This window comes from Cellulomonas sp. JH27-2, from assembly GCF_014837175.1.
GTDB lineage: Bacteria > Actinomycetota > Actinomycetes > Actinomycetales > Cellulomonadaceae > Cellulomonas.
Genome location: NZ_JACYFR010000003.1, coordinates 292,172 through 315,466, shown reverse-complemented (window position 1 = coordinate 315,466; position 23,295 = coordinate 292,172). Strand labels below are relative to the sequence as shown.

Below are 23,295 nucleotides of genomic sequence, written 5' to 3'. Positions count from 1 at the left end.
GGTCTGCTCGAAAGTACACGCAGAATCTGTCAGGACCCGTCCCTGTTCGCCCAGGGCACAGGTCACGCCCCGTACACGTGCGGCGCGAGCGTCCCGACGAAGGGCAGGTTGCGGTACTTCTCGGCGTAGTCCAGGCCGTAGCCGACGACGAACTCCGGGGGGATGTCGAACCCGACGTAGCGCACGTCGACCTCGACCTTGGCGGCCTCGGGCTTGCGCAGCATGGTCGCGATCTCGACGCTGGCCGGGCCGCGGCTGCGCAGGTTGGACAGCAGCCAGGACAGGGTGAGGCCCGAGTCGATGATGTCCTCGACGACCAGCACGTGGCGTCCCGTCAGGTCCGCGTCCAGGTCCTTGAGGATCCGCACGACGCCCGACGACTTGGTGCCCGACCCGTACGACGAGACGGCCATCCAGTCCATCTGCACCGACGAGTGCAGGCGCCGCGCCAGGTCCGCCATCACCATGACCGCGCCCTTGAGGACGCCGACGAGCAGCAGGTCCTTGCCGGCGTAGTCGGCGTCGATCTGCGCCGCGATCTCGTCGAGCCGCGTGTGCAGCTGCTCCTCGGTGAGCAGCACCCGCTCGAGGTCGTCGCCCATGTCCGCAGGATCCACCGTTACTCCTCGTCGTCGTTCCGGGCGAACCCGCTCTGTACCTTGCTCGCCTGCCCCGGCACGTCGGCGGGCTGGACGGGAGCGACCGGCCCCGGAGGGCCGATGACAAGCCTGCCACACGCACGCGTGGCCGCCAGCCCGCCCGGCAGGTCCACCGGCCCCTGCCCGCGCCAGTCGACGACGAGCGCGTCGAGCGCCAGCACGTGCACGCGCAGCAGCGCCCCCGCAGGACTGCCGGCGGCGACGGCGGCGGCCCGCACGGCCCGCCGCCGCACGGCGACCGGCGCCTGCGCCAGCACGCCGACGTCCAGCACCGCCGGCGGAGCGACCCGAGCGGCGGCGACGAGCTCGGCCGCCTGGGCGTCCAGGGTGTCCGCGTCCTCGGCCAGCTGGGCCGCAGTGCGGGCGAGGGCTGCCGGGACGCCCGGACCCAGCACGCGTCCCAGCAGCGGCATCACCTCCGCGCGCAACCGGCTGCGCAGCGGGTCGCCCGGGGCGCCGGCGTTCGTCGGGTCGTGCCACGGGTCCAGGCCCTGCGCCTCGCAGGCGGCGGCCGTCTGTGCGCGGGTCAGGCCCAGCAAGGGCCGACGAAGGATGCCGCGGACCGCGGGCATCCCCGCGAGCGAACGCGCTCCCGAGCCGCGGGCCAGGCCCAGCAGCACCGTCTCGGCCTGGTCGTCGAGGGTGTGCCCGACGAGCACGGCGGCCGCACCCTCGTCGGCCGCCGCCTTCTCCAGCGCGGCGTAGCGCGCACCGCGGGCCGCGGCCTCCGGGCCGCCTGCGGTCCCGACGTCCACGCGCACCACGAGCACGGGCGCCAGCCCCAGCGCGCGGCAGGCCTCGGCCGCCCGCTCGGCGACGGCGGCAGAGCCCGGTTGCAGCCCGTGGTCGACGACGACCGCACCGGCCCGCAGCCGCGCACCGGCGACGAAGGCCGTCGCGGCCGCCAGGGCCAGGGAGTCCGTGCCGCCCGAGCAGGCGACCAGCACCAGCGAGCCCGGCGCCAGGTCCACGACCGACGAACGCACGGCGCTCCTGGCCGCCGCGACGGCGGGGTGGGGTCCGGCCATCGCGTCAACCGTGCACGCGGGCGACCCAGGTGGCCGGGTCGGCGATCTCCGTGGCGCGGGGCAGGTTCTCGGGGGACGCGAACACGGCGTTGAACCCGTCGCGTCCCACGCGCTCCTGGACGGCGCGCACGAACGCGGCGCCGTCGCGGTACTGGGCCAGCTTGGTGTCCAGGCCCAGCAGCCGGCGCAGCACCCGCTGCCCACCGCCGGCGGAGGCGCCTTCGTCGCGCTTGGCCTCGAACTTCTTGCGGATGGTCGCGACGGTGGGCACCACCGCCGGCCCGACCTCGTCCATCGCGACGTCGGCGTGGCCCTCCAGCAGCGCCATCACGGCACCGACCTCCTCGAACACCACGCGCTGCTCGTCGGACAGCACGTCCAGCACGGACCCGCCGCGCAGCACGTTCGCGACCGACGCGACCAGCTCGCTGCGCCGGTCCTCGTCGAAGTCGTGCAGCAGCGACGCGGACCTGGTGCGCAGGTGGTCGGCGAGCCAGGGCGCGGCGGCGAACTGCAGCGCGTGCGTCTGCTCGTGCAGCGCGACCCACAGGCGGAAGTCGGCGGGGTCCACGCGCAGCGTGCGCTCCAGGTGCAGGACGTTGGGCGCGACGAGCAGCAGGCGGCCCCGGCCGTCGGGCCCGGCCGTGAACGGGTCGAACTGGCCCAGCACCTTGCCCGCCAGCAGCGCGAGCACGCCGCCCACCTGCGTCGCCGCGGCCAGGCGGGAGGCCGCGGTGTTGCGCTTGTCGCCGATGATCGCGGACAGCGGCTCGGCCATCGTCGCGAACATCTGCGTGTTGGCACGCGCCCAACCGGGCCGGTCCACGACCAGCACGCGCGAGACGTCGGCCGGCGCCCGACCGTCCGCCGGCACCAGACCCGTGCTGGCCGACGCGTGCTCGGCGGCCGGCGCCGCGACGCCGCGCAGCCCGGCGACGAGCTCCTCCAGCTCGGCGCGGTCCGCGCGCGGGCCCGGGGGCGCCAACCGCCCGGCGACCTTCGCGGCGGCGTCCCAGTCGACCGGCGGCTGCTCCATCGGGCCAAACTAACCCGAGCCCGCACGCACGCGACCGGATTGCGCCCAGCGCGCAACCGGGAACTCGGCGGGACTCGGCGGCGCCCGGCGAGCACGCTCAGCGGCAGCCGCACCTCGACAGCGTCGTCGCGAACGCGTCGATCGCCTGCCGCGGCGCCCACTGCCCGCCGTCGGGCGTCCCGTCCGCGATCACGGAGAACACGAGCTGGCGCCCCTCGCTGTCCAGGATGGTGCCGGACAGCGCGGTGACGTGCTTGAGGCTGCCGGTCTTGGCGCGCAGGTAGCCGCGGGCGGGGGACAGCGTGAAGCGGTCGGTGAGCGTGCCGGTCAGGCCCGCGATGGGCATCCCGATGGCGACCGAGCGCAGCTCGGGGTGGGCGGGGTCCGTGGACAGCTTCACCAGGTCGGCGAGCACGCGCGCCGGGAGCTTGGAGTCGTAGCCGAGGCCCGACGCGTCCGCGAGGTGCGCACCCTTGGTGTCGACGCCCGCCAGCTGCACCGCACGCAGCACGGCCTGCGTCCCGCCGCCGAAGCTGGCCGGCAGCTCGGCCTGGATCGCGACGAGCCGCGAGACGACCTCGGTGATCGTGTTGTCGGAGGTGTCGAGGAAGAAGTGGACGATCTGCTCGAGCGGCGCGGAGCGCACCACCGCGAGCTGCTGCGCGCCGCTGGGGGCGGTGATGCGCGTCGGAGTGCCCTGCACCGTGATGCCCGCCGCCTCGAGCCGCTGCGCGAACGTCCGTGCGGCCGCGGCCGACGGGTCGGGGTAGCGCGGCGGGTAGTCCTCGATGCCCTGGAACGGGCGGGTCGCGGCGATGTTCACGGCGAGCGCGGTCACGGGCGCGACGTACCCGGCGGCGATGTCGTTGTCGTCCCAGCCAGGGCTCAGCGTCGGGCCGGTGAACAGCGAGTCGTCGAACCCCAGACTCACGCTCGTCGTGCCCGCGAGCTTGAGCTTCTTGGCCGTCGCCCGGGCCAGGTCGCCGATCCCGGCGTGGCCCAGGACGGCGTCGTCGTCGCCCCTGTCCGACCCGAGCATCATGTCGCCGCCGCCCACCAGCACGATCTGGTCCGCCGACCCCCGCACCACGCGCGTCGGCAGCGTCGTGTCGCCGGGCAGCGCACTGAGGGCGCCGACGGCCGTCACGAGCTTGGCGTTGGAGGCGGGCGTGCGTCCGTCGTCGGGCAGGTGCGACCCCAGGACGTCGCCCGTGAGCTGGTCGGAGACGACGATGCCGACGTGCTTGGCCGACCCGAGGCGCTCGTCGGACGCCAGCGCGTTCACCAAGGGCTGGATCTTGGCGGCCGTCGGGACCGGCGCCTGCGGGTCGAGGTCCGCCAGGGCCGGGTCGGGATCGGGAGCCTCGACCGCCCCGGGCGCCGTCGGGAACGGCGGCGGGGGCGACTGGACCGGCTCGAGCGTCAGCGGCCCGGGCACCACGTCGTGCGCGTCCGCGGTCAGGTACGCACCCCCGCACAGCAGCAGGATCAGCGTCGTCGCGCCGACGACGCGTGCGCCTGTGGCCATGATCACCTGATCTTCTGCGGAACTTCGGGGCAAGTCCCCCGGCGGTGCGTCAGACTACTGTGCGAGACAAAGGCGCCCCCGACACCCAGGCGCGCCGTCACCACGAGAGTGTCGCGTCGAGCAGTCCCGGGACCCGGGCGCCGTCCAACGCGGTGGAGGAGAGCTGTGGAGTTCGACGTCACGATCGAGATCCCCAAGGGGCAGCGCAACAAGTACGAGGTTGACCACGCGACCGGCCGCATCCGGCTGGACCGCATGCTGTTCACCTCGACCCGGTACCCGGACGACTACGGGTTCATCGAGGGCACCCTCGGCGAGGACGGCGACCCGCTGGACGCGCTGGTGCTGCTCGAGGAGCCCACGTTCCCCGGCTGCCTGATCCGGTGCCGCGCTCTCGGCATGTTCCGCATGCGCGACGAGGCGGGCGGCGACGACAAGGTGCTCTGCGTCCCGACGGGCGACCAGCGCGCCGCGTGGCGTCAGGACATCGACGACGTCTCCGACTTCCACCGCCTCGAGATCCAGCACTTCTTCGAGGTCTACAAGGACCTGGAGCCCGGCAAGTCGGTCGAGGGTGCGCACTGGACCGGTCGCGCCGAGGCCGAGGCCGAGATCGAGCGGTCGCGCCAGCGCGCGATCGACGCGGGCTACAACCACTGACGCAACCGAACGCCCTCGCCCGGACCAGGTCCCGGCGGGGGCGTTCGTGCGTCCATGGCTGCAGCGATGGTTGCGGCGCACGTGCCCGCGCAGGTCACGTCCGGTGCGACCACGGCTGCACCCATCGGCCGCGACGCACGCCGACCGGCGTTACGGGCGGCCGGCGTACGGCATCGTGTTGGCCCAGCGCATCGACGTGATGCGCAGCGGCTTGCCCGGTGACGGCGCCTCCATGATCTGACCGTTCCCGGCCCACATGGCCACGTGATAGACCGCATTCGGGTTGCTCGGGTCCGTGGACCAGAACACCAGGTCACCGACGCGCAGGTTGTCGTAGCTGATCTTCAGGACCTGCTTGTACTGGTCGCGCGAGGTGCGGTTGAGGTAGACGCCCGCGGCCTTCCACGCCGACATCGTCAGGCCGGAGCAGTCGTACCCGTCCGGTCCCGCGCCACCCCAGATGTACGGCAGCCCGATCTTGGTCTTGGCCCAGGCGAGCGCCGCCCGCCCCTCGGACGCCGAGCCCTGCGACGAGCCGGTGCCGAGGCCGTAGGGGGTCGTCGGCTTGGGCGTCGACGTGGGCTTGGGCGTCGGCTTCGGCTTCGGGGTCGACGTGGGCTTGGGTGCCGTCGTCGGCTTGGGGTTGCTCGTGGGCTTCGGGGAGGACGACGGCTTCTGGGCGGTCGTCGGCTCGGGCGCCTTGGTCGGCTTCGGGGCCGTCGTGGGCTCCGGGTCGGACGTCGGGCTCGGGTCCGAGGACGGCTGCGTGGGCTCGTCGTCCGGGCCCTGGTCGTCGGCGGGGTCGTCCGCCGGGTCGTCGGCGGGCGCCGGGTCGGAGGAGTCGTCCTGCGTCTGCTGCTCGCGCTGCTTGCGGGCGTCGTCGTTCTCGCGCTCGCGGCGGTCGTCGTCGAGCTTGTCCTGACGTGCCCGCTCGACGTCCACGCTGGTCTTGCGCGCGTCGGCGAGGTTCTGGAGCAGCTCGTCGCGCTCGACCGCGGCCGAGGCGACGGCCTGGTCGGCGTCGTCCTGGGTCTTCTGGGCCGCCTTGAGCGACTTCTTGGCGGTCGTGGCCGCATCCGCCGCCGTCGCCGCCGTGTCCTTCGCGTGCTGCTGCAGCGTGTCCGCGACGAGCAGCGCCGCACGGTACTCCTGCACGGTGTCGTCGGCCTTGCCGGTCACACGGTCGAGCGCGCTGGTGCGCTCGGCGACCTCCTCGAACCCGTCGGCGGAGAGGAGCGACTCGATCGCGTCCGCGGAACCACCGGAGCGGGCCATCTCCCGGGCCAGCGCGACGAGGCGACGGCGCGCCTGCTCGGCCTCGTCGGCCGCCTTCACCGCGGCGTCAGCGGCCGCGTCGGCATCGTCCTGCGCGTCCTGCGCGTCGACGAGCGCCTGCGTGTACGCCTCGCCGGCCTGCTGCACCTTGAGGTCGGCCTGGTCGCCCGCGACGCTGAGCTGCGCCAGTCGGACCTCCATCGAGGCCACGGAGTCGGAAGCGGCGTCGACGGCGGTGCGCGCGTCTTGGACGTCCTGGTCGGAGGGCGACGAGGGGTCGGCCTGCGCGAGCGGCGCACCGCCGACGAGCAGCGCGCCGAGCACGACGGCCGTCACCAGGCCACCCGCGAGGGTGCGGCGGTCGCGTCGCATCACCGTGTGCTCCTTCGTCGTCGTCCGGCACCCGGACCGCGCCGGTTCCGGCGCCTGCCCGTCAGACGCCCCGCGCCGCCTCATGGCCGCGGCGTCGTCTGCCGATGGATCGTCCTCGGGGGACGCTACCCAACCGAGTCCCATAAGTGAACACCAGTCACACGAGTCACACCCGTCACACGAGTCACAGGCAGGACATACCGGACATCGCGTCCCCGAATCACCCGTTCGCCACACCGCGCCCAGGGCACGCACCCAGCGCACGCACCGCGCGCGGCTCGGGGCGGACGGTCGCAGCGCGAGCGTCAGCGGGGGCGGCTCGGAGCGCCGACGCGCCGGAACGTGACGAGCGCCGGGTCGATCGCGGCCGTCAGGGCCAGGGTCGAGAACGTGCGGCACGCGTACTCGCAACGCACACGTCGGTCCTGGTCGCCGATGCCCTGCGCTACGGGCACGCCGTCAAGCTGCACCTGCCACTGCCAGCGGTAGGCGTCGGTGAGGCGCAGCACGGTGGTCAGGTCGCCGACCCGCGCGACGATGGTGTCGACGGCTTCGCGCGCCTCGTCGAACGTGTCGACACCGTGCGGCATGCGCGCGACCCCGCGCCCGTTGGGGCTGACCAGCCGCCACCAGACGAGGTCGTCGTCGGAGAACTGGTACAGCTGGAACGTCGCCGGCACAACGCGGACCCCTCCGTCACGGCCGCCGATCCCCGCAGCCCAGGGGAACCAGTGCACCCTGCCCCTCCGGTCGGCAGGCATCGCCGGGGCGACGACTGGACGAACGCCGGGTGACGATCGGCCGACGACCCTGGCACAGCGCGTCGCGCGGCCCCGCAGGCGAGGCGCGGCAAGCAGGAACGAGACGGATTGCGTCCACATCATGAGACATCAGTTCCACCATCAGGGATGGACGTCCTATGGTCGCGACATGACCTGCCGAATGTGCCGCTGACCAGCGCACGTTCGGCTGTGCCCGCGGGCAGGTCGTCGACGTCGATGCCGACGGTCTGACGACGACGCCCCCGCCACGAGCCCAGGCTCGAACCGTGCGCCCCACTCATCCCTCCGCGGGACGAGCAGCCGTGCGCGCACAGCTCCCCCGCGACCCCACCCCACGCGAGGAGCAAGCCATGAGCAACGACAGCTGGAACTTCGAGACCCGCCAGATCCACGCCGGCCAGGAGCCGGACCCGGCGACGGGTGCCCGCGCCCTGCCGATCTACCAGACGACGTCGTTCGTCTTCCCCGACGCCGAGACCGCGGCCAAGCGGTTCGCGCTGCAGGAGCTCGGCCCCATCTACACGCGCATCACCAACCCGACGCAGGAGGTGGTGGAGAACCGGATCGCGAGCCTCGAGGGCGGCGTCGGTGCGTTGCTGCTCTCATCGGGCCAAGCGGCGGAGACGTTCGCCATCCTCAACATCGCCGAGGCCGGCGACCACGTCGTCGCGAGCCCGTCGCTGTACGGCGGCACGTACAACCTGCTGCACTACACGCTGCCCAAGCTGGGCATCGAGACCACGTTCGTCACCGACCCGCACGACCCGCAGGCGTGGCGCGACGCGGTCCGCCCCAACACCAAGCTGTTCTTCGGCGAGACCATCCCCAACCCGAAGGCAGACGTGCTGGACATCGAGGCCGTGGCGACCGTGGCGCACGAGGTCGGTGTGCCGCTGGTCGTCGACAACACGGTGGCGACGCCGTACCTCATCAACCCGCTGAAGTGGGGCGCGGACATCGTCGTCCACTCCGCGACCAAGTACCTGGGCGGGCACGGCTCGGCGATCGGCGGCGTCATCGTCGACGGCGGCTCCTTCGACTTCGCACAGCACCCCGACCGGTTCCCCAACTACAACACCCCGGACCCGTCGTACAACGGTCTGGTGTATGCGCGTGACCTGGGCGTGGGCGGCATCTTCGGCGTCAACCTCGCCTTCATCCTCAAGGCGCGCGTGCAGCTGCTGCGCGACCTCGGCTCGGCGATCAGCCCGTTCAACGCGTTCCTCATCGCCCAGGGCATCGAGACGCTGTCGCTGCGCGTGGAGCGGCACGTCGAGAACGCGCAGAAGGTCGCCCAGTGGCTGGAGGCGCGCGACGACGTGAACTTCGTGCACTACGCCGGCCTCGAGTCGTCGCCGTGGCACGCCGCCCAGCTCAAGTACGCACCGCGCGGCGGCGGAGCGATCATCGCGTTCGAGGTCGACGGTGGGTCGGCGGCCGGTCAGGCCTTCGTCTCGGCGCTCGAGCTGCACTCGAACGTCGCGAACATCGGCGACGTCCGCTCGCTCGTCATCCACCCGGCGTCGACGACGCACAGCCAGCTCACGCCCGACGAGCAGGCGCAGTCCGGCATCACGCCCGGCCTGGTCCGCCTCTCGGTGGGCATCGAGCACATCGACGACATCCTGGCCGACCTGGACGCGGGCTTCCGCGCCGCCAAGTCCGCCTGACACCCGCAGCACACCCAGCGTCCGAGCAAGTGGTCGCTGTAGCAGCCACTTGCTCGGACGCTCGGGGAGGTTGTGGCGGGTCCGGAAGGTGGGCGGCGCGGACCCGTCGTCGCCCGACGCACGTAGATTGGTGAACCATGTCCGACGAGCAGCTGTTCGCGCCCTCCCGCGCCCGCGCCTTTACGCGCGCCAGCCGGGTGCCGGTGCCGGCTCGCCCGCCCGTCCCCGCGTCCTCCGCGTGGCGCTCCGGCGACCCCGTGGGCCGGCGGCACTTCGCGGACCTCGGACCGTTCGCGCTCGAGTCCGGCGGCCGGCTGCCGGCCGTGCGGCTCGCGTACGAGACGTGGGGCACGCTCAACGAGGACGGCACCAACGCGGTCCTCGTCCTGCACGCGCTGACCGGTGACTCGCACGTGACCGGCGACGTCGAGGACGGGCACCCCACCGCCGGCTGGTGGTCGACGATGGTCGGGCCCGGCGCCCCCATCGACACCGACGAGTGGTTCGTCGTCGCCCCCAACGTGCTCGGCGGCTGCCAGGGGTCGACGGGACCCGCGTCGCCCGCGCCCGACGGTCGCCCCTGGGGCAGCCGCTTCCCGCTGGTCACCACGCGTGACCAGGTGGCGGCCGAGGTCCGGCTCGCCGACCTGCTCGGCATCGACACGTGGGCCCTGGTCATCGGCGCCTCCATGGGCGGGCTGCGCGTGCTCGAGTGGGCCGCGTCCGAGCCGCAGCGGGTCGAGGCCTTCGCGGCCATCGCGACCGCCGCGCAGACGTCGGGCGACCAGATCGCGTCCTTCCACACCCAGCTCGCGGCCATCGCCGGGGACCCGGGCTTCCGCGGCGGCGACTACTACGACGCCGCCGACGGCGAGGGACCGCACGTCGGCCTGGGCCTGGCCCGGCAGATCGCGCACCAGACCTACCGCAGCGCGTTCGAGCTAGACGAGCGGTTCGGCCGCATCCCGCAGGGCGGCGAGGACCCGCTCGAGGGCGGCCGTTTTGCGGTGCAGTCCTACCTGGACCACCACGGCGACAAGCTCACGCGCCGGTTCGACGCCAACACCTACGTCGCTCTGACGCGGTCGATGATCACGCACGACCTGGGCCGCGACCGCGGCGGGGTGGCGGCCGCGCTCGCGTCCATCACGGCGCGCGGGCTCGTCATCGCCGTCGACTCCGACCGCCTCTTCCCGCCCGCGCAGTCCGAGCGGATCGCCGCGGGCGTCCCCGGCGCCGGACCTGTCCGCACGGTGCACTCCGACTACGGTCACGACGGCTTCCTCATCGAGGAGGACCAGGTGGGCCGGTACGTGCAGGAGTTCCTGGGCGAGCACGTCCGCCAGTCCTGACACGGCGCGCGTCGCGCGCCACCGCCCGCCCACCCGGCAGGATGGCGCCATGAGCATCACCCTCGCGGAGGCATCGACCGCCCTGCACGCCCAGTGGGACCGCCTGCGCCGGTGGGTCGCGGAGGTCGTCGACGACGACGTCGCCGCGGAGCCGTCCGTTCTCGACGGGTGGACCGTCGCCGAGCTCGTCGCGCACATCGGCCGGGCCATGGATGCGCTCGCGTTCTGCACCCCCAGCCCCGCGGGCACGGTCCCGCTCAGCCTGGCCGAGTACCTCGGCACCTACGTCGCGCGGGCCACGGACATCGCCGAGACCACGCGCCAGCTCGCCGCCGAGATCTCGGGCGACCCGCTGCGCTGGGTCGACTCACGCGCAGCAGCCGCCTTCGCGCAGCTCGACGAGCTCGGCCCGCGCGACCTCGTGGTCGAGGCCCGGCGAGGCCCCGTGCTGCTGTCCACGATGACAGCCTCGCGCGTGATCGAGCTCGTCGTGCACGCCGACGACCTGGCCCGGTCCGTGCGGCGGGCGCCCGGTGCCGGGTCGGGTCCGGACCCGCTCGATCCCGGCGCGCTCCGCCTGGTCGCCGACACGCTGCTGGCGATCGTCGTCGCACGCGGCGGCTGGGACCTGGAGGTCGCCGACGAGCGACGCTGGGTGCGCCTGGCCGCAGGACGCACCGCGTACGACGTCGACGAGCTGGCCGACGCCCTGCACGCGCGGTACACGTCCGAGGGCGTGCCCGACCTGGGCCGCATGCTGCCGGTTCTGTAGTTCAGGCCGGCCCTGTAGCTCAGGCCGCTGGGACGCTGACCAGCAGCTGCCGCCCGACCAGACCGACCGTCCGCGCCAGTGCGTCGCGCGCGACCCTGGCCACAGGGCTGCGACGCACCGCCCAGAGCAGCAGCGCCGACGCCCACGCGGCGTCGCGTGCCTTGTCGATCGAGAAGTTCGACACCAGGTCCGCGACCGGAGACAGCGGTCGGCCCGCGGCCACCACGTGCTGGTCGAGGAAAGACTGCCGGATGGGCCGCACCACCTCGGCCAGGACGCCGTTCACGCGCTCGAAGTCGGCGTGGACGCTCCCGTCGTCGGGACTCACCCCGCGCGCCTCGCACGTCGCGACCACCGCGAGCGCCAGGTCGTGGTTGATGTGCGCGTTCATGCCCGCGAGTGCGAACTGCACCGGGAGGATGCCGGCCAGGGCGCGGCGCTCGACCAGCGGCGCCCACGCCTTGTTCACCGGGCGCTGCGCGTCGATGTCGCGTGGGACCGCCAGGAACAGGTCGGCGAAGCGGACGTCGAGGTCCTCGGTGAACGCGGGGTCGTGGAACGTCGCGTCGGTGACACGCACCGCGACGAGCGCCGTGACCGTGCGGTAGACGTCGAGGAACACGCGCAGCCCGTCCGTCGGCGGCCAGCCGTCGCGCAGCCCGTCCATGGTCGCGACGACCTCCCCGATCACCGCCGAACCGGGGACGAGCTGCCCGCCCGCGCCCGACGCGCCGCCACCCGACCCGTCGTCGGCCGCTCCGCCGCCACCGTGCGTCATGCCACCACCCTGGCGCGCCGGGCCTCGCACCACCAGACCCGCGTCCGCCCGGTTACGTTGGACCCATGATCGCCGCCTACGCCGCCCGGTTCGCCGACGATGCCGTCTCAGGCCTGGAGGTCGGCGAGCGGCCGGCACCCGAGTCGCGCGAGAACTGGTCGGTCGTCGACGTCCGCGCCGCCGCCCTCAACCACCACGACCTGTGGTCGCTGCGCGGCGTGGGCCTGCGGGCCGAGCAGCTGCCGATGATCCTGGGCACCGACGCGGCGGGCGTCACGGCGGACGGCCGCGAGGTCGTGGTGCACGGCGTGATCGGGGGCGTGTCGGGGCACGGCGTGGGGCCCGACGAGCCGCGCTCGCTGCTGTCGGAGCGCTACGACGGGACACTCGCCGAGCAGGTCGCGGTGCCCACGTGGAACCTCGTCGACAAGCCGGCCGAGCTGTCGTTCGAGGAGGCCGCGTGCCTGCCGACGGCGTGGCTGACCGCGTACCGGATGCTGTTCACGACCGGCGCCGCGACGCCTGGGCAGCGGGTGCTGGTGCAGGGCGCGGGCGGCGGGCTGGCGACGGCCGCGATCACGCTCGGCGCGGCGGCGGGACTGGAGGTCGTGGTGACCAGCCGCTCGGCCGATCGTCGGGAGCGGGCTCTGGGCCTGGGCGCCGCGCAGGCCGTCGAGCCCGGCGCGCGCATCGGGCGCGTCGACCTGGTGCTGGAGAGCGTCGGGCAGGCGACGTGGGCACACTCGATCCGCTCGCTGCGGCCGGGCGGCACCGTCGTGGTCGCGGGCGCGACCAGCGGCGACGCGCCGCCCGCCGAGCTCACCCGCATCTTCTTCTCCGAGCTGACCGTGCGCGGCACGACGATGGGTTCGCGCGACGACCTGCGCCACCTGCTCGCGTTCCTGGCCCGCACCGGCGTCCGGCCCCTGATCGACTCGACCTTCGCCCTCACCGACACCCGCTCCGCGCTGAGCCGTCTGGCCGACGGCGAGCAGTTCGGCAAGATCGTCGTCGTCCCCTAGGAGGCGTGGTGCTCGAGTGGGTCCCGGACGTGCTGGGTGACGGGTACGAGGTCACCACGCTCACCCTCGCGCCCGACGACGAGGGGCCGGTCGTCGTCTCCGTGGTGCGCTACGCCCCGCCGACGCCCGAGCCCCTGCGCCCGGCGCGGGCCGTGCTCTACCTGCACGGCTGGTCCGACTACTTCTTCCAGACCGGGCTCGCCGAGTTCTGGCACGCGCGCGGCGTCGCCTTCTACGCGCTGGACCTGCGCAAGTACGGCCGCAGCCTGCGCCCGCACCAGACGCCCGGGTACGTCGACGACCTGTCCGCGTACCGCGAGGACCTCGCGGCCGCGCTGTCCGTGGTGCGCGCGGAGATCGGGCTGCACGGGCGCGTGATGGTGATGGGGCACTCGACGGGGGGCCTGGTCGCCGCGCTGTGGGCGCACCACTACCCCGGCACGATCGACGGCCTGATCCTCAACAGCCCGTGGCTCGAGCTGCAGGGGTCGTCCGTGATCCGGCACCTGTCCGGGCCGGCCGTCGGGCAGCTCGCGCGGTTCCAGCCCAAGGCGCCGCTGCCCAACGTCGACCCCGGGTTCTACTCGCGCACGCTCGCGGTGTCGTCCGGCGGGGAGTGGACGTTCGACGAGCGCTGGCGGCCGACTCCCTCGTTCCCTGTCCGCGCGGGGTGGCTGCGGGCCGTCATGACCGGGCACGCGCAGGTGGCGCGCGGGCTGGCGATCTCGGTGCCGGTCGTGGTGCTCGCCTCGGCACGCTCGCTCATCAGCCCGCGCTGGCACGACGACATGCGGCGTTCCGACGTCGTGCTGGAGGTCGACCAGATCGCGCGCCGAGCGGTCCAGCTGGGGCCGCAGGTCACCGTGGTGCGCATCGACGGCGGTGTGCACGACCTGGCGCTGTCGGCGCAGCCGGCCCGGGACCGCTTCTACGCCGAGGTGGACCGCTGGACAGCGGCCTACGGCTGGGGCTGACGGCACCCACCCTCCGCGGCTGCGACAGGATCGAGGGCGACATCGCTGTCAGGGTTGTCTTCGTCGTATCTTCGATATATCGTTAACGCGTCCGGTCGAGTCCTGCCCCCTCGGGCACGCACCTCCCGGACCGGTCGCCGGCACCTTCGCCGCGGCCCACGAACCCACATCGAGGAGAACCCCCATGAAGCACGACCACATCACCTACTCCGGATTCCGTCCCTTCGGCCCCGGCTCACGTCGCCGCGACGACCGCCGCCCGCAGGCCTCCGACCCAGTCAGCGACCGCACGTGGGAGCGCCGGATGCGGCGCCCCGAGGACCTCGGCCCGCGCGGCCCCTTCGGCCCCCGCGGCGAGGGCGTCCCCGGCGGCCGGCCGTTCGGTCACTCGTTCGAGGGCGCCGCGTTCGACGGCCCGTCCTTCCGTGGCCCCTCGTTCGAGGGCGCGCCCTTCGACGAGCGCGGCGACGGCCGCCGCCACCGTGGCCCCGGCCGCGGGCCCGGCCGACGAGCCGGTCGCGGCGACATCCGCGCCGCCGTCCTTCTGCTGCTCTCCGAGCAGCCCATGCACGGCTACCAGCTCATCCAGGAGATCGCGGAGCGGTCGGGCGGCCGGTGGCGGCCGTCGCCGGGCGCCATCTACCCCGCGCTGGCCCTGCTCGAGGACGAGGGCCTGGTGCGCATCACCGCGGAGGGCGGGCGCAAGCTGGCCTCGCTCACCGAGGCCGGCACCACGTACGTCACGGAGAACGCCGAGCACCTCGGCACCCCGTTCGACGACGCCGCCACCCGTCCCCAGCACCCGGGCCGCGCGCTGCGCGGCGCGATGGAGGCGCTCGGCGCGGCGGCCGGCCAGGTCGCCCGCACGGGCACCGAGGAGCAGACCACCGCGGCGCTGGCGGTCCTGGAGGCCGCCCGCCGCGACCTGTACCTGATCCTCGCCGGCGCTGCGCCGACGGGCACCGAGCCGACGGACACCAAGACCACGGACACCGAATCGTCCGGTCCCGAGTCCTGACGACCGGGTCGTCGGTCTCCCTTCGCCGGTAGTCGATCTCCTGCGAGGTAGTCGGGTGCAACCGACTACCTCGCGGGGAACCCGACTACCGGCGAAGCCGTATCCGGGCGCGGGTGCGCGGGGCCGCGTCAGGGGGTGTCGAGCAACTGGTGCAGGCGGGTCAGGAAGGTGGGTTGGCCGCTGACCAGCAGCGTCGCGGCCTCGTCGAGGGGGAGCCAGGCGGCGCGGTCCAGCTCCGGGACCTCCATCGTCCGACCCGATCGCGGCGGCCACTCGATCACCGCCAGGTTGCTGGTGATCGTCGTGACGTCCAGGTCGCCCTCGCGCGCCCAGCAGCGCACCACCTTGCCGGACTTCTGCCGTACCTCACCGAGATCGAGGTCCGGCCCGTCCGACGACGGCGCCGCCACCCCGATCTCCTCGGCGAACTCCCGCAGGGCAGCAGCGTGCGGGTCCTCGTCGGGCTCCGGCTCACCCTTGGGGATCGTCCACGCGCCCGCGTCCTTGCGCGCCCAGAACGGCCCGCCCATGTGCCCGACGAGGACCTCGAGCCGGTCGCGGCGCCGGAACAGGAGCAGCCCCGCGCTGGTGCGGGCAGCGGCCATCGTCAGGCGATCGTCGCGGCGTCGATGACGAACCGGTAGCGCACGTCGGAGTGCACGACGCGCTCGTAGGCGTCGCCCACCTCGTCGGCCTTGATGGTCTCGATGACCGCGCCGATGCCGTGCTCCGCGCAGAAGTCGAGCATCTCCTGCGTCTCGGCGATGCCGCCGATGTTGGAGCCGGCGAGCGAGCGCCGCGCACCTGTCAGGGAGAACACGCGGAAGGTCTGCGGGTTCTCGGGCAGGCCGACGAAGACCATCGCGCCGTCGAGCCGCAGCATCCCCAGGTAGGCGTCGAGGTCGAGGTCCGCCGAGACGGTCGTCAGGATGAGGTCGAACGAGCGGCGCAGGTCGCGAAACGTGGCCTTGTCGCTCGTCGCGAAGTAGTGGTCCGCACCCAGCCGCAGCCCGTCCTCCTGCTTGGACAGCGACTGCGACAGGACCGTGACCTCGGCGCCCATGGCGTGCGCGATCTGCACGGCCATGTGCCCCAGCCCGCCCATGCCGACGACCGCGACGCGCGAGCCGGGCCCGACGCCGTGGTGGCGCAGCGGCGAGTAGGTGGTGATGCCGGCGCAGAGGAGCGGCGCGGCGACGTCGAGTTCCAGGCCCTCGGGGATGCGCAGCACGTAGTTCTCGTCGACGACGATCTGCGTGCTGTAGCCGCCGTACGTGCGCTCGCCGTCGTAGAACTTGCCGTTGTACGTGGCGACCATGCCCCGCAGGCAGAACTGCTCCTCGCCGTCCAGGCAGTTCTCGCACTCGCGGCAGGAGTCGACGAAGCAGCCGACACCCACGCGGTCGCCGACCGCGTACTTCGTGACGTCGGAACCGATCTCGCTCACGACGCCCGCGATCTCGTGGCCCGGGACCATCGGGAACAGGCCGGCGCCCCACTCGGCGCGCGCCTGGTGGATGTCGGAGTGGCAGATGCCGGAGTACGCGATCTCGATGCGGACGTCGTGCTCGCCGACGTCCCGGCGTTCGATGGTGGTGCGCTCGAACGCGGCACCGGCGGACGGGACGGACAGAGCGGGGACTGCGACGGGCACGGACGGACCTCCAGGGTGTCGGGGAGGCGACCGTCAGCTCGGGTTGAACCCGGTCGCCTCTCCCAGTGTCGGCCCACCGTCGCCCAGGCGCCACGCGCGCCAGCCGTCGATCTCGCCGTCGGTGCCGATCGCGGCCGCCGCGGCGTGCCCCGGGTCGGCGAACACGCGGCCGGCCTCGAGCTGGATGAGGCCGTCGCGGCGCAGCATCGCGAGCACGCGCTGGTTGCGTCGCTCCCGGTGCCAGACGAGCGTCGTCATGGCCCGCCGCTGCTTGGCGAGCGTGGCCAGGCGGGGGTTGGGGACGTCGACGAGACCGGCCTCCGCGATGGGCGGCAGGCTCGCGCGCTGCGCGGGCGTGGTCGGGACGGCCGGCACCAGGTCGTGCTCGGTCGGTGTCACGGGCTCGGGCTCCGGCTGGCGGGCCGAGGGGTCGGTGTCGGGCCGCGGCACGATCGGCCCGGGGACCACCGGCAGCGCCGCGGGCGGCTGCGCGCCGCCGCGCGGGTGCGAGCGGCGCTCGGGCACGTACGGCTGGTTCGGCTGCGCGACCGGCGGGGCCGCCGGGAACGCACCCGGTCCCGCGCCCGTCGTCGGCCGGGCCTGCGTCGGCTGAGCGGGCGACGGCTGTGCGGGCGGCTGAGCGACTGGCGAGGACACGAGGCCGGTCGCGGGCTGCTGCGGCGGCTCGACGGTCCGGTTGGGACGCGTGTCGGTGGTCCGCGGCGTGAGCGGGCTGGGCGCCGCGGGTCGCGGCATCGGCGGCGGCGACGGGACGGACCGCAGCTCGCCCGAGGACGGGTGGTCGGTCCACGGCTTGGTGTTCACGGGCGGCTTGTTCACGGGCGGCTTGCTCACCGGCGGCAGGCTCGGGGCGCCCCGGCGTCCGTCGTCGTACGCCATCGCGTCCGCGAACGTCGACTCGCTGGCCCGCACGAGCCGCAGCGCGGTCGGCTCGACCGCGCGCCGGCTGGCCTCGTGCTTGGCCAGCGGGCTGACGTCGAGCAGGCGACGGTCGTCGGCCCCGCGGACCACGCCGATCTGCAGGATGTCGACGTGCCGGCCGGGCCCACGCAGGAAGCCGAGCGTGTCACCGGCCTCCGCGGCGACCTCCGAGCACAGCAGCAGGAGTCGGACGCCCTCGCGTCGGCTGGTCTGCGCACCGAACGCGACCTGCTCGCGGAACGCCGCGAACTCGACGCCGAACCGGCTCGGGTCGGCGTGGTAGGCGCGGCTGAGGTCCGTCATCGTCATGCGCGCGGCCGCGCCCGCGTGCCGCAGGGCGGTCACGACGGCGTCGTCGTCGACGACCTGCACGATCTCGACGACCACCGGGCGGCCCGTCGCGTCGAGCGCGAGCAGGGCGGGCAGGTGGGCATGGTCGGGGGCACCCGTGCGGGACCGGACGGGGAACAGAGGTTCGCCGGCGATGGCCGTCAGGTGGTGCGCGACGAGCGCCTCGCACTCCTGCGCGAACGAACCGGCCAGCGGCTGCATCGGCTGGACGAGGCGCGGACGCCCCTCGTCGAGCTCGAAGATCGGCATGGCTCCCGGCCCTTCTGCGCGCGCTCGTGACTGCTGGTCTTCCCGACCGGAGGGCGGCACCGCCAGCCCCTCGTGCACCGGGGCGGCACGCACCGCTTCACGCTCCGGCGCCCACACTCTGGCACAGCGGGCAGGGCCACGTCAGCCCGCCGGACGGGTGCGTCTGCGCCCGGTTGATCACAATCTGGTCAAGCGTCCGAGAGACCCGCCTCGACGCGCGCAACCTTGGCGTCCAGCTGGCCCGTCCAGCCCGGCCGGATGTCCGCCTTGAGCACCAGGCTCACGCGGTTGCCGTGCCTGCCGACGGCCTCCGTCGCGCGCTTGACCACGTCCATCACCTCGTCCCACTCACCCTCGATCGTGGTGAACATGGCGTCGGTGCGGTGCGGCAGCCCGGACTCGCGGACCACGCGCACGGCGTCGACGACGGCCTCGGACACGGACTCGCCCGCACCGAGCGGGGCGACGGAGAAGGCGACGAGCATGGAGCCACCATGTCGCGTCGCGGTCGCCGATGTCCACCCGGGTGTCAACCACGGCGCACCGTGGCGCGTGTACCTGACATGGCGAAGATCCTGCGGTTGCTCGCGCCCGGCATCGTCCTGCTCGGCGGCTGCGCGTCGGGCGTGACGTTCCCCGACCCGCCGCAGGCACCGCCGACGACGACGAGCGCGACGAGCTGGTCGACGGCCTCCTACCGCTACACGATCACGTCGAGCTGTGGCGAACGGGCCATGCTCGGGACGTACCACCTCACGGTCGAAGACGGTCGGATCACGCAGATCGAGCCGGCCGACCCGAACGTGCAGCTCATCGACTGGTACGAGGGCGACCTCCCCACGATCGCCGACCTCCTGAGTCGAGCCCAGGCCGGCGGCGACGGCGCACCCAGCGAGCTGGTCGTCGACCCCAGCACGGGGGTGCCGACGCGCGTGGCGTTCGACGGAGACCCGAACGCCATCGACGACGAGGAGTGCTACACGATCACCGACTACCGCCCGGGTGTCGGACCCGGGGAGTAGAACGGGGGCCATGAACCCACGCTGGAAGGACGTCCGCGCCGAGGTACCCGAGCTCGCCGACGCCGTCGCGGCGCTGTTCGCGTCCGGGACCAACAAGACGATGGCGACGCTGCGGGCCGACGGGTCGCCGCGCATCAGCGGGACCGAGCTGGAGGTCGGCGACGACGTGACGCTCGGCATGATGCCGGGCTCGCGCAAGCTGGCCGACGTGGTGCGCGACCCGCGCGTCGCGTTCCACTCACCCACCCTCGAACCGCCCAAGGACTGGACGACGTGGGCCGGCGAGGCCAAGCTCGCGGGGCGTCTGGTCCCGGGCGAGCAGCCGGAAGGCGGCCTGCCGGGATCCTATTTCGCCCTCGAGGTCAGCGAGATGGTGCGCACCACCGTGGCGAAGACACCCGACGGTGACCGGCTCGTGGTCGAGTCGTGGCACCCGGGCCGCGGCTACGAACGGGTCGAGCGGGAGTGACGTCAGGCGCGGGTGCGCGACGCGACGCGGTCGGCCAGCAGCTCGGCCAGGTGGACGCCCGCGACGCCCGCGAGCTGCTCGCCCTGCGTGCGGCAGGAGAACCCGTCCGCGAGGTAGACGTCGCCGGGCTCGGCCGCGCGCAGCGCCGGCAGCAGGGAGTTCTCCGCCACCGCGACCGACACGTCGTAGTGGCCCTTCTCCATGCCGAAGTTCCCGGCCAGGCCGCAGCAGCCGGCCATCGCGGAGAACTGCGCGCCCGCGTCGGTGAGCAGGCGCCGGTCCGCCGTCCACGTCATGACCGAGTAGTGGTGGCAGTGCGGTTGCACGACCGCCGTGACGTCGGACAGGTCCGGGACCTGCCAGCGATCGCCGGGGCCGATCGGGGTCGGGGCCGTGAGGAGCTCGGCGAGCGTGCGGGTCTCGCGTGCGACGGCGACCGCGCGCGGGTCGTCGGGCAGCAGGTCCAGCAGGTCGGAGCGCAGCACCGCCGTGCAGGACGGCTCCAGGCCGACGATGGGGATGCCGTTGACCGCGAACGGGCCCAGCACCTCGAGCAGGTGGGTGAGCTGCTTCTTCGCACCGTCGAGCTGGCCGGTGCTGATCCAGGTCAGTCCGCAGCAGGCCTGGTGGTCGGGCACCAGCACCTCGTAGCCGGCGTCGCGCAGCACGGTCACCGCGGCCTGGGCCACGGACGGTGAGAGCGCGTCGGAGAACGAGTCCGTCCACAGCAGCACGGGCGGTCGCCGGTCGTCGCCCGACGAGGACGGCACGCCACCCCCGACGGTCACCTGCTGCGCACCGGTCCCGCGCACCCATGCTCGGAACGGCTCCGGCGCGAACGTGACCATCGTGCGGCGCGTGTCCATCCCGCCGCCGGCGAGCACGGCCTTGGCGATCGGCCGGACGCGCAGCACGGCGTTGGCGAGCGTGGCCAGCGTCTTCGACGACGTGACGAGCCGTGCCCAGCGCGGCAGCCAGCCCAGCGCGTAGTGCGACATCGGACGCAGGCGGCGCCGGTAGGTCTGGTGCAGCACCTCGGACTTGTACTGCGCCATGTCGACGCCCGCGGGACAGTCCGACGAGCACGCCTTGCAGGACAGGCACAGGTCGAGCGACTCGCGGACCTCGGGCGCCGACCAGCCGCCCGTGACCAGCGTGCCGTTCGCCATCTCCTGCAGCACGCGCGCGCGGCCACGGGTGGAGTCCTTCTCGTCCTTCGTCGCGAGGTACGACGGGCACATGAACGACCCGGCCGCCGTGTTGTCGGCGCGGCACTTGCCGACGCCCACGCAGCGGTGGACGGCCGTGGTCAGGTCCCCGGCGTCGTGCGCGAACGAGAAGCCCGTGGTGGCGAGCAGGGGTCGGGCGTGGGGCCGACGAAGGTCGGCGTCGACCGCCGCCGGCCGCACCAGCACGCCTGGGTTGAGCAGGTCGCGCGGGTCGAACAGGCCCTTGAACTGGCCGAACAGCTCGATCGCGCGCTCGGAGTACATGACGGGCAGCAGCTCGGAGCGGGCGCGGCCGTCACCGTGCTCGCCGGACAGCGATCCGCCGTGCGTGGCCACCAGGTGCGCGGCGTCGGTCATGAACGCGCGCAGCGGGTCGCCCGAACGCTCCATCGGGATGTCGAGCCGCAGGTGCACGCAGCCGTCGCCGAAGTGCCCGTAGGCCAACCCGTCGACGCCGTGCGCCGCCATCAGCGCCTCGAGCTCGCGCAGGTACGCGCCCAGACGCTCCGGGGGAACGGCAGAGTCCTCGAACCCGGGCCACGCCTGCTCGCCCGACGGCGTGCGGCCGCCCAGCCCGGCGCCGTCCTCCCGGATCCGCCACATGGCGGTCGCCTCCGGTCCGGGCGGGAAGACCGCGACGGCCGTCGTGCCGGCGTCGGCCGCGAGCGCGCGGGCCGCGTCCATCGCCGCGTCGAGGGTCTCGCCACCCATCTCGACCATGAGCCAGCCGGCGCCTGGCGGGAGGTCGGGGACGGCGGACGCCCCGCGGACGCGACGGACCACGTCGACCAGGCGCGAGTCCATGCCCTCGATGGCCAGCGGTGCGTGCGCGAGCAGGGCGGGCACCGCATCGGCGGCCGTGGGCATGTCCGGGTAGCCGAGCACGACGAGCACGGGCGCGGCGGCGATCGGCACCAGCCGAACCGTCGCACCCAGCAGCGTGCCGACCGTGCCCTCGGTGCCGACCAACGCCTTGGCCAGATCGGTCCCCTTCTCCGGCAGCAGGTGCTCCAGGGAGTAGCCCGACACCTGCCGGCCGAACCGGCCGAGCTCGGTGCGGATGATGTCGAGGTTGCCGCGGACCAGGTCGGCGAGACCGAGGACGGGGTCCAGCGTGCCTGCGCCGGCGGCGATCCGTCGGCCCGTCCCGTCGACGAGGTCGAGCGCTAGCACGTTGTCCGCGGTGCGCCCGTAGGCGACGGCGCGCGGCCCGCACGCGTTGTTGCCGATCATGCCGCCGAGCGTCGCCCGTGCCTGCGTGGACGGGTCGGGGCCGAAGCGCAGCCCGTGCGGGGCGGCCGCCTTCTGCAGCGACGCCATCACGACGCCCGGCTCGATGCGGGCCGTCCGCGCCTCCGGGTCGATCTCGAGGATCCGGTTCACGTGCCGCGAGAAGTCGAGCACGACCCCGGGTCCCACGGCGTTTCCCGCCACGGACGTGCCGCCGCCGCGCGACGTGATCGGCGCACCGGCGTCGCGCGCCACGGTCAGTGCGGCCTCCACGTCGTCGGTGTCCTGCGGGAACACGACGACCTGCGGGACCACGCGGTAGTTGGACGCATCGGTGGAGTACTCGGCACGTCGGCGCGTGGAGTCGTCGACCGCACCGCGCACGGACGAGCGCAGCGCGGCCACGACGTCGGTGTGAGTTCGCAGGTCCTCGGTCACGGCAGCCACGGGTGCATCTTCGCACCGCCCGCCCGGGGTGCTTGCGCGCCGTCCGCGAGGTGACTGTCGGTGGGTGCATCCGCGCGGGGCGCCCGGGCGGAAGACATCCGGACGCGCGCCCGTCCGGGGTCCGCGCCGACCGATGGAGGTCAACCGTGATCCGCAGTCGCCTGCTCGCCCGAGCCCTTGCCGTCACCGCCGCCGCGACGCTGGCCGTCGCCCTGGCCGGCCCTGCCCAGGCCGCCGCGCCGACGGCATCGCCCGCAGCGGCACCCGCCGCCGCGCCGCAGCCCGTCGCGTCGGTGGACCTCAGCCGGTACGTCGGGAGCTGGTACCAGGTAGCGGCCGTGCCCGCGATCTACGAGGTCCAGTGCGCCAAGAACGTGACGGCCACGTACGCGGCCAACCCGGACGGCACGGTCGCGGTGACGAACCGGTGCGCGACGTGGTTCGGCGGCACCAGCACCGTCAAGGGCAACGCACGCGTGGGGAACGCACCGGCGAACAGCTCGCTCACCGTGTCGTTCGTCAAGCTCGGCGGGAGCTGGCTCTACTTCGGCGGGCCCAACTACCAGGTGCTGGGGCTGGGGACGTCGTACGACTGGGCCGTCGTCGGCGACCCGAGCCGCGTCAGCGGGTTCGTGCTGAGCCGCACGCCTGCGCTGACGGCCGCTCAGCTGGCCGACGTCCGCGCCACGCTGGCCGCCAACGGCTACGACGCGTGCGACCTGAAGCTGACCAAGCAGGACGGCGGGAGCTCGAGCCGCGCCGCGCTCTGCTGACCG

General features: G+C 73.7%; 22 protein-coding genes. 10 read left to right on the top strand and 12 right to left on the bottom strand.

What is annotated here, in order from left to right; translation table 11 throughout:
* Window positions 1-62 precede the first annotated feature (62 nt).
* The 4 genes from hpt to dacB form a co-directional block, all read right to left on the bottom strand.
* On the bottom strand, window positions 63-617 hold the full coding sequence (gene hpt, locus IC607_RS10490) for a hypoxanthine phosphoribosyltransferase (protein ID WP_191787330.1): 555 nt from the start codon (window positions 615-617) through the stop codon (window positions 63-65).
* Between the two features lie 2 nt (window positions 618-619).
* Window positions 620-1,687, bottom strand: a complete 1,068-nt coding sequence (gene tilS, locus IC607_RS10485; RefSeq protein WP_191787329.1) for a tRNA lysidine(34) synthetase TilS — start codon at window positions 1,685-1,687, stop codon at window positions 620-622.
* A gap of 4 nt (window positions 1,688-1,691) precedes the next feature.
* A complete protein-coding gene (locus tag IC607_RS10480) occupies window positions 1,692-2,723 on the bottom strand; it encodes a zinc-dependent metalloprotease (protein ID WP_191787328.1) in 1,032 nt (343 codons plus the stop codon).
* A gap of 97 nt (window positions 2,724-2,820) precedes the next feature.
* A complete protein-coding gene (gene dacB / locus IC607_RS10475; protein WP_191787327.1) occupies window positions 2,821-4,251 on the bottom strand; it encodes a D-alanyl-D-alanine carboxypeptidase/D-alanyl-D-alanine-endopeptidase in 1,431 nt (476 codons plus the stop codon).
* Window positions 4,252-4,416: 165 nt separating this feature from the next.
* On the opposite strand from dacB, the gene IC607_RS10470 reads away from it, so the two are divergent.
* Window positions 4,417-4,911, top strand: coding sequence for an inorganic diphosphatase (locus IC607_RS10470; RefSeq protein WP_124344043.1), 495 nt, complete (start codon window positions 4,417-4,419; stop codon window positions 4,909-4,911).
* A gap of 150 nt (window positions 4,912-5,061) precedes the next feature.
* Here IC607_RS10470 and IC607_RS10465 read toward each other — a convergent pair whose 3' ends face one another.
* Both IC607_RS10465 and IC607_RS10460 read right to left on the bottom strand, forming a co-directional pair.
* Window positions 5,062-6,558, bottom strand: coding sequence for an NlpC/P60 family protein (locus IC607_RS10465; RefSeq protein WP_225224895.1), 1,497 nt, complete (start codon window positions 6,556-6,558; stop codon window positions 5,062-5,064).
* Window positions 6,559-6,863: 305 nt separating this feature from the next.
* Entirely contained in the window at window positions 6,864-7,238 is a 375-nt protein-coding gene (locus IC607_RS10460) for a hypothetical protein (RefSeq protein WP_191787325.1), read from the bottom strand.
* Between the two features lie 452 nt (window positions 7,239-7,690).
* Here IC607_RS10460 and IC607_RS10455 point away from each other — a divergent pair, with 452 nt between their 5' ends.
* From IC607_RS10455 to IC607_RS10445, 3 genes are all read left to right on the top strand, one after another.
* A complete protein-coding gene (locus tag IC607_RS10455; protein ID WP_191787324.1) occupies window positions 7,691-9,010 on the top strand; it encodes a bifunctional o-acetylhomoserine/o-acetylserine sulfhydrylase in 1,320 nt (439 codons plus the stop codon).
* A 137-nt stretch (window positions 9,011-9,147) separates the two neighbouring features.
* The gene (locus tag IC607_RS10450) at window positions 9,148-10,362 is read left to right on the top strand and encodes a homoserine O-acetyltransferase (RefSeq protein ID WP_191787323.1); all 1,215 of its coding nucleotides are present in this window, start codon (window positions 9,148-9,150) and stop codon (window positions 10,360-10,362) included.
* Between the two features lie 49 nt (window positions 10,363-10,411).
* A complete protein-coding gene (locus IC607_RS10445; protein ID WP_191787322.1) occupies window positions 10,412-11,134 on the top strand; it encodes a maleylpyruvate isomerase N-terminal domain-containing protein in 723 nt (240 codons plus the stop codon).
* Window positions 11,135-11,153: 19 nt separating this feature from the next.
* On the opposite strand, the gene IC607_RS10440 is transcribed toward IC607_RS10445, so the two are convergent.
* Window positions 11,154-11,912, bottom strand: a complete 759-nt coding sequence (locus IC607_RS10440) for a DUF5995 family protein (RefSeq protein ID WP_191787321.1) — start codon at window positions 11,910-11,912, stop codon at window positions 11,154-11,156.
* Between the two features lie 65 nt (window positions 11,913-11,977).
* Here IC607_RS10440 and IC607_RS10435 point away from each other — a divergent pair, with 65 nt between their 5' ends.
* From IC607_RS10435 to IC607_RS10425, 3 genes are all read left to right on the top strand, one after another.
* Window positions 11,978-12,934, top strand: a complete 957-nt coding sequence (locus tag IC607_RS10435) for a zinc-binding dehydrogenase (protein ID WP_191787320.1) — start codon at window positions 11,978-11,980, stop codon at window positions 12,932-12,934.
* An 8-nt stretch (window positions 12,935-12,942) separates the two neighbouring features.
* Complete coding sequence (locus IC607_RS10430; protein ID WP_191787319.1) at window positions 12,943-13,908, top strand: alpha/beta hydrolase; 966 nt, start codon at window positions 12,943-12,945, stop codon at window positions 13,906-13,908.
* 184 nt (window positions 13,909-14,092) lie between these two features.
* Window positions 14,093-14,926, top strand: a complete 834-nt coding sequence (locus IC607_RS10425) for a PadR family transcriptional regulator (protein ID WP_191787318.1) — start codon at window positions 14,093-14,095, stop codon at window positions 14,924-14,926.
* Window positions 14,927-15,054: 128 nt separating this feature from the next.
* Here IC607_RS10425 and IC607_RS10420 read toward each other — a convergent pair whose 3' ends face one another.
* From IC607_RS10420 to IC607_RS10405, 4 genes are all read right to left on the bottom strand, one after another.
* Entirely contained in the window at window positions 15,055-15,531 is a 477-nt protein-coding gene (locus IC607_RS10420; protein WP_191787317.1) for an NUDIX domain-containing protein, read from the bottom strand.
* A 2-nt stretch (window positions 15,532-15,533) separates the two neighbouring features.
* Window positions 15,534-16,580 carry an NAD(P)-dependent alcohol dehydrogenase gene (locus IC607_RS10415; protein ID WP_191787316.1) on the bottom strand — a complete coding sequence of 349 codons (1,047 nt, stop codon included), beginning with the start codon at window positions 16,578-16,580 and terminating at the stop codon, window positions 15,534-15,536.
* A gap of 33 nt (window positions 16,581-16,613) precedes the next feature.
* Window positions 16,614-18,122, bottom strand: a complete 1,509-nt coding sequence (locus IC607_RS10410; RefSeq protein WP_191787315.1) for a hypothetical protein — start codon at window positions 18,120-18,122, stop codon at window positions 16,614-16,616.
* 188 nt (window positions 18,123-18,310) lie between these two features.
* A complete protein-coding gene (locus IC607_RS10405) occupies window positions 18,311-18,607 on the bottom strand; it encodes an MTH1187 family thiamine-binding protein (RefSeq protein WP_191787314.1) in 297 nt (98 codons plus the stop codon).
* 78 nt (window positions 18,608-18,685) lie between these two features.
* On the opposite strand from IC607_RS10405, the gene IC607_RS10400 reads away from it, so the two are divergent.
* Together IC607_RS10400 and IC607_RS10395 are read left to right on the top strand one after the other, a co-directional pair.
* Entirely contained in the window at window positions 18,686-19,144 is a 459-nt protein-coding gene (locus IC607_RS10400; protein ID WP_191787313.1) for a DUF6174 domain-containing protein, read from the top strand.
* A 10-nt stretch (window positions 19,145-19,154) separates the two neighbouring features.
* Window positions 19,155-19,613, top strand: a complete 459-nt coding sequence (locus IC607_RS10395; protein ID WP_191787312.1) for a pyridoxamine 5-phosphate oxidase — start codon at window positions 19,155-19,157, stop codon at window positions 19,611-19,613.
* A gap of 2 nt (window positions 19,614-19,615) precedes the next feature.
* Here IC607_RS10395 and IC607_RS10390 read toward each other — a convergent pair whose 3' ends face one another.
* On the bottom strand, window positions 19,616-22,510 hold the full coding sequence (locus tag IC607_RS10390; RefSeq protein WP_370526204.1) for an FAD-linked oxidase C-terminal domain-containing protein: 2,895 nt from the start codon (window positions 22,508-22,510) through the stop codon (window positions 19,616-19,618).
* Between the two features lie 155 nt (window positions 22,511-22,665).
* On the opposite strand from IC607_RS10390, the gene IC607_RS10385 reads away from it, so the two are divergent.
* Window positions 22,666-23,292, top strand: coding sequence for a lipocalin family protein (locus IC607_RS10385; RefSeq protein ID WP_191787310.1), 627 nt, complete (start codon window positions 22,666-22,668; stop codon window positions 23,290-23,292).
* Window positions 23,293-23,295: the final 3 nt, after the last annotated feature.